The organism is Streptomyces sp. NPDC059534, from assembly GCF_042743475.1.
In the GTDB taxonomy this organism is placed as follows: Bacteria; Actinomycetota; Actinomycetes; order Streptomycetales; family Streptomycetaceae; genus Streptomyces.
In genome coordinates this window covers 1-12,297 of sequence record NZ_JBHWAQ010000057.1, presented here as the reverse complement: position 1 = coordinate 12,297, position 12,297 = coordinate 1, and the positions used below count along the sequence as shown (strand labels likewise).

The window sequence follows — 12,297 nt, the reverse complement described above, 5'->3', positions numbered from 1 at the left end:
CTCATCGAGTGCAACCGCACCCGCGCCGTCCACCCCCGCTCCGCCGAGCCGCCGGTGGGCTTCTCACCGCCCCCACCCCACCCCGTGGGGCCCCGGGGGTCCGCCTGGGCCCCCACGTGGTTTCCGCCGTTGCCGCGTTAGGCGGCGATCTTGTCCCAGTGCCACTGCGAGTCGAACGACGCGACCTCGATGTGCGCGCCCTCGGCGGCCAGCGTGGCGGCCAGGCTCGTCGCCCGCGCGATGAACGCGGACACCCGGTCCGCCGCCAGGAGGTCCTGCTCGTCGAACGGCAGCCCCTCGCAGCGCAGCAGCCGCAGGTCCATGAACCCGTTGAACTTGCGGCCCAGGACCTCCACCGCCTGCGGACTGCGGACGGTGAAGCGCACCTTGGCCGCGACATGGCCGTTGTGATGCTGGTCGGAGTAGTACGCGATGTCCGGGATCGCCGGCGGCACGAAGTGGTCCCGGGCCGCGATCTCGGGCACCTTCGGGAGGTTCCCCACCAGGAAGTGCCACGAGTTGTACTGCATCCGCGAGGAGATGGCCCACGCGGTGTCCGCCAGGTGCGAGGCGGAGCCGCCGAACAGCCGGCGGGACTCCGGCGACGGCACGACACAGCAGAAGAAGTGCGGGATCTCCCACGCGGCGATCTTCGGGAACTCCTCCGCGCGCAGCGCCTCGATCAGCGCGGGCAGCGAACGCATCCCGCGGCTCATCGCGAAGTCGGCGTCGAACACCGCCGTCGCCGCCCGCACGGTCTCGTACACCAGGGACTCCAGGCCCGTGCCGAACTCGCCGTGCGGCTCGGCCAGCCAGCCGGGCGCCGACTCCACGTCCGCGGTCAGCTCGGCGAGGGTGTCGCCCATGACCGGGAGTTCCTCCCGCAGGCGGGCGCAGAGCGCTGCCTCCAGCTGCTTCGCGTCGTCCTTCACGGGCCCGGCGACCCGCTCGATCTTGTGCATCAACGGGCCGTAGATCTCCCGGTAGAGCTGGACGGTGCCGGTCCCCATCAGCTCCCGGCGCCGGGTGGCGAGCGCGTCGGCGAGCTCGCCGAGCGCGGCCACCCCGTGCGAGGCCGGGGCCGGCACCGGGGGCAGGGTGGCGTCGGCCGCGTTGTACGCGGTCCGCGTCCGCTCGAAGAGGAGCGCCACGTGGTCGAGCGTGAGCTGCGTCCCGTTGGCCTCCTCGATCCGGCCGTAACCGGACGAGCGCACGAGGAGCGTGAGGCAGACGACCAGGAGCACGTCGCTGTCCGACCACAGCTCCAGCGGAACCGCCGCCAGGGTGCTCAGCGCGCAGTCGGGGTGCCCCGGCCGCAGCGTCTTGCCCGTCAGCGTGTTGCGGTCGCGGAAGTTGGTGTACTGCCGCTCACCCGCGTACAGGATGAACGGCGCGGTCCGCAGGGCCGCCTCCGTGAGGTTCTCGAGCAGTCCGCGGCGGCCGTCCGAGCCCGCCGCGAGCAGGTACTGGCGGCAGTCGGCGACCGACGCCTGCCACCGGTCGTCGGCCAGGGCCAGCTCGACCTGGTAGTCCGCGAGGTCCTCGGCGGACCACGGCACCCGCAGGACGCCGTCGACCAGGTCGGCCTCGCCGCCCAGCGGGCCCTTCGACGGTACCCGGACGGCCAGCCGGCCGGACCGGTCGAGACCGATCTCGCCGAGGAACGCGGTCCCCGCGCCGTCGGCCCGGTCCGCGGACCGGGCGTCACCCCGCCACGACCGGCCGACGAGCACCTTCAGCGCGGTCTCGTCCGCCACGGGCAGCGCCCGCAGCTGGATGTCCGCCGGGACGTGCCCGGCGAGCGTCAGCAGCACGTCGACGGAGGTGGCCAGGTCGGGGGCGTCGACCGCCCGCTGCCAGGTCTGGCGCAGCAGCGCCGGGAACCCGGTGTCCTGCGGCACCAGGTAGTCGGGTTCGTCCGCGGCTCCGGCCTGCCGGCCGAGCCGGCTCGGCCGCCGGCTCTGCCGTGCCTTCGCCAGCGCCGCCCGGCGGGGGAGCGTGCCGTCCCGCTCGGTGGGGAACGTCATGCCGTGCCTCCCGCTGTCAGGTCGATGTGCTCCCACATGCGGGCCTCGGTCGCGGTCCACTCCTCGTCCACGTAGATGCAGTCGACGGGGCAGACCATCACGCACACCGGGCAGCCCGAGCAGAGCTCGGGCACGATGACGACGTTGAGACCGTCGTCGAAGATCGCCCCGAACTCGGACGGGCAGCTGCGCAGGCAGGTGTCGCAGGTGATGCACTCCGACGTCTCGATGCGACGCGGAGCCTTCTTCCAGTTCGCGTCCCGGGACCGCGTCGCGATCCGCTCGGCGCGTCCGGTGGCGGTGACGGAAGGAGTGTCCTTCACCCTCTCCATGAATGTGCTCCCCTCACAAGAGTCTTCCCCTCAACGGGTGTTGGCGGTGATCGCGTCGGAGATTCCGTCCCACAGGCGGGTCCGGGCCGCGAGCGCGCGGTCGATGGTGGCCTCGCAGTCGGTCCACTTGGCCTCGTCGTCGCCGCACAGGTCGGCGAGCATCTGCATGGCCATCGGGGTGTGCTCCTCGGCGTCCACCTGGATGTGGCGGCGCAGGTAGTCGACGAAGGTCGACAGCGTGCCGTGACCGGCGTCGAGCGCGGCGACCTGGTCGAACATGTCGGGGATCAGGTCCTCGCGGCCGAAGGCGAACGCCGCGGCCTGGCAGTGCACCGGCGCGTTGTCGATGAAGTCCCAGGTCGTGCCCACGAACTCGGCCACGGACCGCGGCACGCCCGCCTCGTCGAGGGCGGCCGGGACGGGACGGCCCTCGCGCAGCAGGCCGATGAAGGCGTCGATGCGCGTGGTGTCGGCGCCCGCCTGCCGCATGCCGTCGACGTACAGCTCGAAGTGGCTGATGAAGCCCTCGCCCAGCTCGTCGCTCTCCTCGACCAGCACGATGTCGTTGATGAGCCGGCGGCTGCCGGTGGCGGCCGACGGCAGCCACGGCACCTCGACGCATGTCAGCTGCCGCTGGAGGGACTTGAGCAGGGACATGAAGTCCCACACCGCGAAGACGTGGTGCTCCATGAAGGTGACGACCGCGTCCACCGAGTCCAGCTGGTGGTAGATCGCGTGGCTCAGCACCTTCTGGCGGGCCGGTTCGATGGCGCCCTTGAGCGTCTCGATGGCCGGGTTGGTGCCATCCCATTCGTAACGCGACATGGTGGTTCTCTCCTTCGGGTCGGGTGTGTCGGGTGTGCTGTCGGGCGTGCGGGGTCTGTGGGGCGGCCGGTCAGAAGGCGCCGAAGTACTCGCGCTGCTCCCATTCGGTGACCTCGGCCGCGGGGCCGTCGGGCAGCTCGGCGGCGCACCAGGCGTCGAACCGGGCGGCCTCGCTCTCCTTGAGCTTCGCCAGGCACTCCTTGAGCGGCGCGCCGAGCAGCCGTTCGGCGCTGTCGCTGGCGCGGAACGCCTCGATGGCCTCGGGCAGGGTCCGGGGCAGCGGCGGGCGGTCGACGCGGTCGGGGGACACGCCGGAGAGCAGCCCTTCGAGGCCCGCGTGCAGCTGCGAGGCGATGGCGAGGTAGGGGTTGGCGCAGGGCTCGCCGATGCGGTTCTCGACGTGGGTCGAGCTGCCGCCGCTGAGGACCCGGACCATCGCGCTGCGGTCCTCGAACCGCCAGTCGACGGAGGTCGGGGCGAGGGTGAACTCGGGGGAGAGGCGCCGGTATCCGTTCACGGTCGGCACGGACAGCAGGCACAGCTCGCGGGCGCGGGAGAGTAGGCCGCCGATGTACGCCTGGCCCTCGGCGGAGATGGCGTCCTGGAGTCCGTCGCCCTCGGCGAAGAGGTTGACGTCGGTCTTGGTGCTGCTGACGGACTGGTGGAGGTGCCAGCCGCTGGGGTCGAAGCTCTCCAGGCGCGGCAGGGTCATGAACGAGGCGTGGTGGCCGCGCCGCCGGCACTCCTGCTTGAGCTGGGTGCGCAGCAGCAGCATGGCGTCGGCGGCGTCGAGCGCCAGCATCGGGTTGAAGGTCGTCTCCAGCTGCCCGGGGCCCGACTCGTGCTCGAACGACCGCAGCGGCAGGCCCAGTCGGACGAGCATCGCCGCGAGCGGGTCGGCGATGTCGGCGACCGAGTCGTAGGCGCTGTCGAGGTTGAACTGGTAGCCGGGGTTCACGGCCGCCACCTCGGGCGCCGCTCCCTGGAGGCCGAAGCCGTTGCCGGCGTTGCCGACGGGGCCGCCGGTCAGCCGGGTGAGGTACCACTCCAGTTCGAGTCCGATGACCGGCGCCAGGTCGTTGTCGGCGTACGCGGCGCAGACCCGGCGCAGGACGCCCCGGGCGGAGAGCGGGTGCGGGGTGCCGTCGCGCAGGTACTCGTCGCCGAGCACCCAGGCGGTCCTGGCCCCGTCCCGGGGCAGCACCTGGAAGGTGCGGGGGTCCGGCACGAGGACGAAGTCGCCCGCGCCGAGCAGTTCGCCGACGCCCACGCCGGCGTCGGCGAGGAAGTCGACGGCGACCGCGTGACCGGTGTCGAAGAGGAACGGGCCGGCGCTGAAGTCCATGCCGTTGCGCAGCACCGAGCGGAAGACGTCCGCCGGCACGGTCTTGGAGCGGGCGAGGCCGTGCGGGTCGCAGAACACGACCCGGACGAGGTCGACGTCGTCCAGCTGGAGTTCGACCTGCTCGGCCGCGGCGGCCTGACGGTCGTCCCAGAGCCCGAACTCGGCCACGAACGAGGGGCGTCCGACGCCGCTCTCACCGCCGATCCGGGACCACGATCTGGAAACCATGATCACTTGCCTTTCGCTGTGACACCGGGACGGGTCAGGGTGAGGCCGAGCGCCGTCGAGAGGAGCCCGGCGGCGGACAGGGCGAAGAGGTCGTCGTCGGCCGGGCCCGCGGGCCCGGGGACGGAGGAGGGGCGCCCGGCATCCGTCGGGAGCGCGGCGAGCGCCGTGGAGAAGAGTTCGGCGGCGGAGAGCACGAGGTCGTCGTCGAGCGTCCTGGGAGCCATGGTCATCTTCCTTCCGTCGTGCTGCCGGGGGGAGTCAGGGTGAGGCCGAGCGCCGACTCCAGGAGTGCGGCGGCCGACAGGACCAGGCCGTCGTCGCCGACGCGGCCCACGAGTTGGAGCCCGACCGGCAGCCCGGCCGGCGTGAGGCCGACGGGCAGCGACAGGGCGGGCTGGCCGGTGAGGTTGAAGGGGTACGCGGCCGGGGCCCAGGCCAGCCACCGCAGGTCCGCGGGGTCGGCGGCCCACGGCGGGGCGATCGCGTCGGCGGCGAACGCCTCGATCGGGACGGTCGCCATGACCAGCAGGTCGTACGTCTCCATCACCGACGCCAGCCGCGTCCGCAGGGCGAGCCGGGTCGCCTCGGCGCGCGCCACGGCGGCGGCGCCGAGCGACCGCCCGTACCGCACGACCGCGAGCCGGCCCTCGTCGCACCACGGGTCGTCCTCCGGCGCCGTGCCGTGCGCGTCGGCGGCCGCGAGGATGTCCACCAGGGCGCCGTACGGGTCGGGGAACGGGACCTCGATCCGCTCGACGCGGTGCCCGAGCGCCGCCAGCACCGGCAGGACGCCCTCGGTGACGTAACGGACCGCGCCGGACGTCCCGGGGAACTCGATCCAGCCCACGCGCAGCGGCGTCGGCGCCGCCGGGGCCGCGGGCGGGGCCGTTCCCGAGTCGGGGTCGCGGGGGTCGGGCCCCGCGAGCACCGCCATCAGCTCGGCGGTGTCCGCCACGCTCCGGGCCAACGGCCCGACGTGGGAGAGCCGTTCGGCACACGCCGGCACGTACGGGATGCGCCCGTACGAGGGCTTGAAGCCGACGACCCCGCAGAACGCGGCGGGAATGCGCACCGATCCGGCACCGTCGGTGCCGAGCGAGGCGGTGCACAGGCCCGCCGCCACCGAGGCCGCCGAACCGCCGCTGGACCCGCCGGCCGTCCGGTCGAGCGCCCACGGGTTGCGGGTGGGGGAGCCGAGCCGGCCGACGGTGCTCGCGCTCCACCCGTACTCCGACGTCGTCGTCTTCCCCACCACGATCGCGCCCGCCGCCCGCAGCCGCGCCACCGAGGGCGCGTCGGCGGCGGTCCGGTCGTTGGGCAGCAACGACCCGCGCCGGGTGGGGAGTTCCTCGGTCTGGATGAGGTCCTTCACCGACACGGTGACGCCGAGCAGCGGCCGGCCGCGGAAGGCGGCCGTGCCGAGGCGGGCGACGAGCCGGTCGGCCGCCTCGGCCTCCCGCAGCGCACGCGCCCGGGCCACCTCGACGTACGCACCGAGCTCCGGGTCCGTCCCACGGATGGCGCCGAGCACGTCCTCGACGTGCCCGGCGACCGTGGAATGACCTTCGAGAAGTAATTGGCGTGTTTCCTGAATGCCGTGACAGATCGGCTGCCGGCTCTTCGTTGCGGTGGACTCTGACACGAGACCACTACAGGTCATCGTCTGAATTCCTGGCAACTTACGGATTGCGTCGCGTTGCATCTGCTGCATTCCGCACTTGAACGGGATTTCTTGCGCAGGTGAAGGGCGGAGAGCAGCATGTTTCCGAGGTAATTCAACGTACTGACACGCACTCACACGCTACTTAATCGCACAGGAGAAGACCCGATGAGTCCACGGATGGACAACCCTTCGCTGGTCGTTCCCGGCGCCCTGCAGCCCCTGCTCGACCTGACCGAGGTCATCGGCAACGTCGGCGTGCCGCAGACGACGCTCGACCTGGTCCGGCTGCTGGTCAGCGAGATCAACGGCCGCGTCTACACCCTTGAGGACATCGCGGACAAGGCGGACAAGCGCCTGGCCCAGGTGTCGGACTGGCGCAACCAGACCGTCTTCGACGACGCCGAGCGCTCCGCCCTCGCGATGGCCGAGGCCGTCACCCTGATGACGGACCCGGTGGACATGGCTCCGGACGAGGTCTGGGAGGAGTCCGCCAAGTACTACAACGACGAGCAGCTCGGTGCCATCGTCATGCACATCGGCCTGGTCAACTTCTGGAACCGCGTGAACGTGGCCACCCGCCAGGAACCCGCGGCCTTTCGCTGAGGAAGGGGACACGGCACCGTGCTGAAGCTCATCAACGCCGGTCTCGGCAGGACCGGCACGACGTCCCTGCAGGTGGCCCTGGACCGGCTCGGTCTCGGCCCCTGCTTCCACATGTTCGACATCGTCGGCGACGAGCGGCGACTCGAGCAGTGGGAGAAGATCGTCTGCGGCGGCGAGACCGCCGACTGGCCCGCCCTGTACGAGGGGTACACCTCCGCGGTGGACGGACCCTGCGCGGTCTACTACCGGCAGATCAGCGAGGCGTTCCCCGAGGCCAAGGTGATCCTCACGGTGCGCGACGCCGAGGGCTGGTACAAGAGCACGTACGACACGCTCTACCAGTTCGTGCTCAAGAGCGCCGAGCACCCGCCGGAGCCCGGCTCCCGGCAGGCGCGGCTGCTGAACGTCACCGGCACGATGGTGTGGGACGGCGTCTTCGACGGCCGGTTCGAGGACAAGGACCACGCCATCGCGGCGTACCACCGCCACAACGAGGAGGTCGTACGCGTCCTGGGCGCGGACAACGTCCTCGTCTACGACGTGAAGCAGGGGTGGGAGCCGTTGTGCGCCTTCCTCGGTGTCGACGTCCCCCAGGAGGACTTCCCGCACGCCAACGACTCCGCGGCCATGCGGCAGCGGATCGCCGCGGCGGCCGGAGCCGGCCCGGTCTCCGCCGGCTGAGTCAGCGAGGAGCAAGCGGTGTTGATCACGGAAATGTCGGTCCCCGGCGCGTACCGCGTCGAACCCGAGCCGCTGAGCGACCGGCGCGGGTACTTCTTCGAGTCGGTGAAGACCAGCGCCCTGCTGGAGGCCAGCGGCTGGGAGTTCTCGGTCCGCCAGGTCAACTACTCGGTGTCGAAGCGGAACACCCTCCGGGGCATCCACGGCACCAAGGTCCCGCCCGGCCAGGCGAAGTTCGTCACGTGTGTCCGGGGGAGCGCGCTCGACATCGCCGTCGACCTCCGCGTGGGCTCGCCGACGTTCGGCCACTACGACGTCACCTATCAGAGCCCGGAGTCGGGGACGGCGGTCTACCTGCCCGACGGGGTCGGCCACGCCTTCCTCGCCCTCACCGACGACACGTGCATGAGCTACCTCTGCTCGCAGGAGTACGTGCCGGGGACGATGATCGACGTCGACGCGCTCGATCCGGAGCTGGCACTGCCGTGGGACCTGACGGAACCCCCCATCCGTTCGGACAAGGACGCGGTGGCCCCCACCCTGGCCGAGGCCGCGGCCGCCGGCCTGCTGCCGACCTACGAGCAGTGCCTGCCGCGACCTTTTCTCGCTCTCTGAACGTATTCAGGTAGCGGGCCCGGTCGATGAACGCAAGAATTCGGATTTGATATCGCGCCGTGAGGCGCGGGAAATGTGTGGAGGTGGCGATGGCGGAGACCAAGCGCAAGCCGGGAACGCCCGGGGCGTTCTCCCGGTGGATGCAGAAGCGCATGAACGCCCGGATGATCCGCAAGGTGCGCGACGGCAAGGCCAAGTTCATGGGCATGGACGTCCTCATCCTGAACACGGTCGGCAGCCGCAGCGGCCAGGCGCGCGTGACGCCCGTGGCCTGGTTCGGTGACGGCAAGGACGCCTGGCTGAGCATCGCCTCGGGCGGCGGCACCCAGAACCCGGACTGGTACACCAACCTGATGGCCAACCCGGAGAAGGCGACCGTCGAGCTGCCCGGCAGCGGCCCCGTGAAGGTCACGCCCGTCAAGCTCGTGGGCGAGGAGCGCGAGGAGGCGTGGAAGCTCATCTCCACCGCGCAGCCCCGGATGATCAAGTACCAGGGCAAGTCCGAGCGGCAGTACCCGATCGTCAAGATCACCCCTCTGTAGGGTCGGCCGCACGAAAGAACGGCAGCCGGTGTCCGTGGACACCGGCTGCCGTTCGTCGTACCGCGGCCCCGCCGGCCGCTCAGAGAGCGGCGGCGGGGGTGGCTGCGGCGGTGGCCGCGGGGACGGCGGCCGCAGGGGCCGCGGCCGTGGCGTGCGCGCGGATCCGGGCCATCAACTCGGCCTGCCGCACGAGGTCCTGGTGGTGCGCCGCGCGCGCCGCCGGGTCGACGACGGCGTCGTGGAACGCCGAGAACACCCCGAGGAACTGGTCCGAGGCCGGCGCCGCGATCCGGGTCACCCGGTCCCGCTGCTCCAGGACCAGCACGGGACGGGCGTCCCGCGACGGGGTGAAGGCCCACTCCAGGGTCAGCCGCCCCTCGGTGCCCCAGAGGTCGTACGTCGACCGGTAGCTGTGCGACAGGCCGAAGGAGCAGTTCGCGGTGACGCCGGCGTCGTCGCGCAGCAGCGCCACGCCCGACACGTCCACGCCGAGCTCCGGGGCGAACTCCAGGCCGGCTCCCAGCACCGTCGGCGCCGCACCCAGGTACTCCTGGGCCGCGCGCACCGGATAACAGCCGACCTCCCACAGCGACCCGCCGCCGAGCTCCGCCTGGTACTTGATCCCGTTCGGGTCGGTCGGCGGAATGCCGAACACGCCGTTGAAGGACCGGAGTTCGCCGATGGAACCGTCGGCGAGCAGGGACCGCGCCAGGTCGTGCTGGGGGTGCCGGAGGAACGCGAAGTTCTCCATGACGAGCAGCCCGCGCTCCTCGGCGAGCGCCACGAGCTCCCGCGCCGTCTCCTCGGTGGAGACCGCCGGCTTCTCGATCAGGACGTGCTTGCCCGCCTTCAGCGCCCGGCGCGCCCATTCGGCGTGCTCGCTGTTGGGCAGCGGGATGTAGACGGCGTCGACGCCGGGCTGCTCGAGGAGCCGGTCGTACCCCGCGACGGCCTCGCAGCCGAACGGGGCCGCGACGCCCTCGGCCTTCTCCCGGGAACGGCTCGCGACCGCCACCAGCCGGAACGGTGACTTCTCGATCGCCGGGAGGGCCCGCCGCACGGCGATGTCGGCGCACCCGATGATGCCGATGCCGATGCCGGGCTTCCGATCGGATTCCTGAACGGGTGTCAGAGCTTCCATATTCACAGATCCACCTAAACGACAAGAGGAATTCGCGTGCCTGAACCGGGATGAGGTCAGCATGGAGAAGCGGGGCATTGTTCGTCAATGCCGCCGGTATTGACTCTTCCCGGCCCCGAGTGAGGTGTCTTTCGGCTGTGCGTTCTCCCGATATAAAGTGCGGGCATCCGCCAGATTGGCACCGAATAGATTGAGGAGGCGCCACGGTGAAGGGCATCATCCTGGCCGGCGGCAATGGTACGAGGCTCCACCCGATCACCCTCGGTGTATCAAAGCAAATGCTCCCGGTCTACGACAAGCCGATGATTTACTACCCGCTGTCGGCCCTGATGCTGGCCGGGATCACCGACATCGAGATCATCACCACCCCCGAGGACCAGGAGATGTTCCGCCGGCTGCTCGGCGACGGCTCCTGGCTCGGCATCAACCTGACCTACGCGGAGCAGGACAAGCCCCGGGGTCTCGCCGACGCGTTCCTCGTCTCCTGCGACCACATCGGCGACGACTCCGTCGCCCTGGTCCTCGGCGACAACATCTTCCACGGCTACGAGTTCGGCCCCATGCTCCAGCGCGCCTCGCAGGACCTGGAGGGCTGCGTCCTCTTCGGCTACCCGGTGCGCGACCCGGAGCGGTACGGCGTCGGCACGCTCGACTCCCGGGGACGGCTGATCGCCCTGGAGGAGAAGCCCGCCAAGCCGCAGACCAACCTCGCGATCACCGGGCTCTACCTCTACGACAACCAGGTCGTGGACATCGCCCGGGAGCTGAAGCCGTCGGAGCGCGGCGAGCTGGAGATCACCGACCTCAACCGCGTCTACCTGGAGCGGGGCGAGGCCACGCTGATCCCGCTGGGCCGCGGTTTCGTCTGGCTCGACACCGGAACGCACGACGCGCTGATGGAGGCGGGCGACTACGTCCAGGTCCTCGAACACCGCCAGGGCGTGCGCATCGCCTGCCTCGAGGAGATCGCCTGGCGTATGGGCTACATCGACCGCGAGACCTGTTACCGGCTCGGCAGCCGCCTCGCGAAATCGGCCTACGGCCAATACATCATGGAAATGGCCGAGGCGGGCTGAGCCCCGGAAGGGGCCCGGAATCATCTGATCCGCATTCTCACGGAAGAGGTTCGACCTCCATGAAAATACTGTTCACCGTCGGAGGCAGCCAGGCGGCCGTCTTCGGCGTCGCCCCCCTCGCCTCGGCCGCGCGGAACGCGGGGCACGAGATCCTCCTCGCCGCCGACGAGCCGCTGATGGCGGCCGCGGCCTCCGTCGGCCTCCCCGCCGTCTGCATCACCCCCGAGCGCATGCGGTACGGCCAGGAGTCCATGACGGCGACCGTCCGGCTCGACGCCCTCCTGGAGCTGGCCGGGTCCTGGACCCCGGACCTGGTCGTCGGCGGCCTCTCGCACGTGCCCCGGCTGCTCGCCGCCCGCCTCAAGGTCCCCTACGTCCGCCACATCTGGCACATCGCCCCGATGGCCCGCCGCGACCGCACCGCGGTGGCGGAACTCCAGCCGGAGCTGGAGCGCCTGGGCCTGGCCGAGCTGCCGGACCCCGACCTCTTCATCGACCTGTGCCCGCCGTCGGTCCGTCCCGAGGGCGCTCCCGCGGCCCGGTCGATGCGCTGGGTCCCCCGGGTGAGCCAGCGCCGCCTGGAGCCGTGGATGTACACCCGCCCCGAGGGCCGCCGCCGTGTGCTGATCACCGCCGGCACCCGCAACCTGATGCTCGACACCCCCGGCAGCTCGCTGCGGAAGCTGGTGGACGAGCTGACCGGCACGGGGGCCGAGGTCCTCATCGCGGCGCTGCCCGAGGCCGCCGAGAAGTACGGCTCCGAGCTCGGCGACGTGCGCATCGGCTGGCTGCCCCTCGACGTCGTCGCCCCCACCTGCGACCTGGCGGTCCACCACGGCGGGGCGACCACCGCGATGACGCTGGTCAACGCGGGCGTACCGCAGGTGATCATCCCCGACAACGGGTACGGCAAGGCCGTCGCCGAGTCGGTCGCCGGCTTCGGCGCCGCGCTGATGGTCGACAAGCACCGCCTGGCCGGCCGCGACGCCGACGAGGTGATCGTCGAGGCGTGCCGGACGATCCTGTCGGACCCCGGGTACGCCGAGCGGACCCGGCTGCTCGCCGCGGAGTCCTTCTCGCTGCCGACCCCCGCCGAGGTCCTGCTCGAACTCGAGGCCCTCGTCGCCGTCTGACCACGCGGAAGGGCCGGCCGGTCATCAGACCCGCCGGCCCGAACGCGGTGTCTTATTAAAAAATACCAGCCCCCGAGGCCGCGGGT

Annotated in this window: 13 protein-coding genes; 6 read left to right on the top strand and 7 right to left on the bottom strand. The window is 71.3% G+C overall.

All coding sequences use genetic code 11. The features are described 5' to 3' along the window. Positions 1-137 precede the first annotated feature (137 nt). From ACFVZH_RS36745 to ACFVZH_RS36720, 6 genes are all read right to left on the bottom strand, one after another. On the bottom strand, positions 138-2,027 hold the full coding sequence (locus ACFVZH_RS36745) for a hypothetical protein (RefSeq protein WP_384904441.1): 1,890 nt from the start codon (positions 2,025-2,027) through the stop codon (positions 138-140). Beyond that, positions 2,024-2,359 carry a 4Fe-4S dicluster-binding protein gene (locus tag ACFVZH_RS36740; protein ID WP_384904439.1) on the bottom strand — a complete coding sequence of 112 codons (336 nt, stop codon included), beginning with the start codon at positions 2,357-2,359 and terminating at the stop codon, positions 2,024-2,026. Before ACFVZH_RS36740 ends, ACFVZH_RS36745 begins: the two co-directional genes overlap by 4 nt. Positions 2,360-2,389: 30 nt before the next feature. Next, on the bottom strand, positions 2,390-3,184 hold the full coding sequence (locus ACFVZH_RS36735) for a DUF3050 domain-containing protein (RefSeq protein WP_384904437.1): 795 nt from the start codon (positions 3,182-3,184) through the stop codon (positions 2,390-2,392). A 70-nt stretch (positions 3,185-3,254) separates the two neighbouring features. Further along, positions 3,255-4,757: a glutamine synthetase family protein gene (locus ACFVZH_RS36730; protein ID WP_384904435.1), complete on the bottom strand. Its 1,503-nt coding sequence runs from the start codon at positions 4,755-4,757 to the stop codon at positions 3,255-3,257. Positions 4,758-4,759: 2 nt separating this feature from the next. After that, positions 4,760-4,981, bottom strand: coding sequence for a hypothetical protein (locus ACFVZH_RS36725; protein WP_384904433.1), 222 nt, complete (start codon positions 4,979-4,981; stop codon positions 4,760-4,762). A 2-nt stretch (positions 4,982-4,983) separates the two neighbouring features. Beyond that, on the bottom strand, positions 4,984-6,288 hold the full coding sequence (locus ACFVZH_RS36720) for an amidase (protein ID WP_384904431.1): 1,305 nt from the start codon (positions 6,286-6,288) through the stop codon (positions 4,984-4,986). Positions 6,289-6,585: 297 nt separating this feature from the next. On the opposite strand from ACFVZH_RS36720, the gene ACFVZH_RS36715 reads away from it, so the two are divergent. From ACFVZH_RS36715 to ACFVZH_RS36700, 4 genes are all read left to right on the top strand, one after another. Beyond that, a complete protein-coding gene (locus tag ACFVZH_RS36715; RefSeq protein WP_376490740.1) occupies positions 6,586-7,023 on the top strand; it encodes a carboxymuconolactone decarboxylase family protein in 438 nt (145 codons plus the stop codon). Positions 7,024-7,041: 18 nt separating this feature from the next. Further along, positions 7,042-7,704, top strand: a complete 663-nt coding sequence (locus ACFVZH_RS36710; protein ID WP_384904429.1) for a sulfotransferase family protein — start codon at positions 7,042-7,044, stop codon at positions 7,702-7,704. Positions 7,705-7,722: 18 nt separating this feature from the next. Continuing rightward, a complete protein-coding gene (locus ACFVZH_RS36705) occupies positions 7,723-8,319 on the top strand; it encodes a dTDP-4-dehydrorhamnose 3,5-epimerase family protein (RefSeq protein WP_384904427.1) in 597 nt (198 codons plus the stop codon). A gap of 89 nt (positions 8,320-8,408) precedes the next feature. After that, on the top strand, positions 8,409-8,861 hold the full coding sequence (locus tag ACFVZH_RS36700; protein WP_384904426.1) for a nitroreductase/quinone reductase family protein: 453 nt from the start codon (positions 8,409-8,411) through the stop codon (positions 8,859-8,861). Positions 8,862-8,940: 79 nt separating this feature from the next. On the opposite strand, the gene ACFVZH_RS36695 is transcribed toward ACFVZH_RS36700, so the two are convergent. Further along, a complete protein-coding gene (locus ACFVZH_RS36695) occupies positions 8,941-10,002 on the bottom strand; it encodes a Gfo/Idh/MocA family protein (protein ID WP_384904424.1) in 1,062 nt (353 codons plus the stop codon). Positions 10,003-10,208: 206 nt separating this feature from the next. Here ACFVZH_RS36695 and rfbA point away from each other — a divergent pair, with 206 nt between their 5' ends. Further along, entirely contained in the window at positions 10,209-11,078 is an 870-nt protein-coding gene (gene rfbA / locus ACFVZH_RS36690) for a glucose-1-phosphate thymidylyltransferase RfbA (protein WP_384904423.1), read from the top strand. 59 nt (positions 11,079-11,137) lie between these two features. Continuing rightward, positions 11,138-12,211, top strand: a complete 1,074-nt coding sequence (locus tag ACFVZH_RS36685; protein ID WP_384904421.1) for a nucleotide disphospho-sugar-binding domain-containing protein — start codon at positions 11,138-11,140, stop codon at positions 12,209-12,211. Positions 12,212-12,297: the final 86 nt, after the last annotated feature.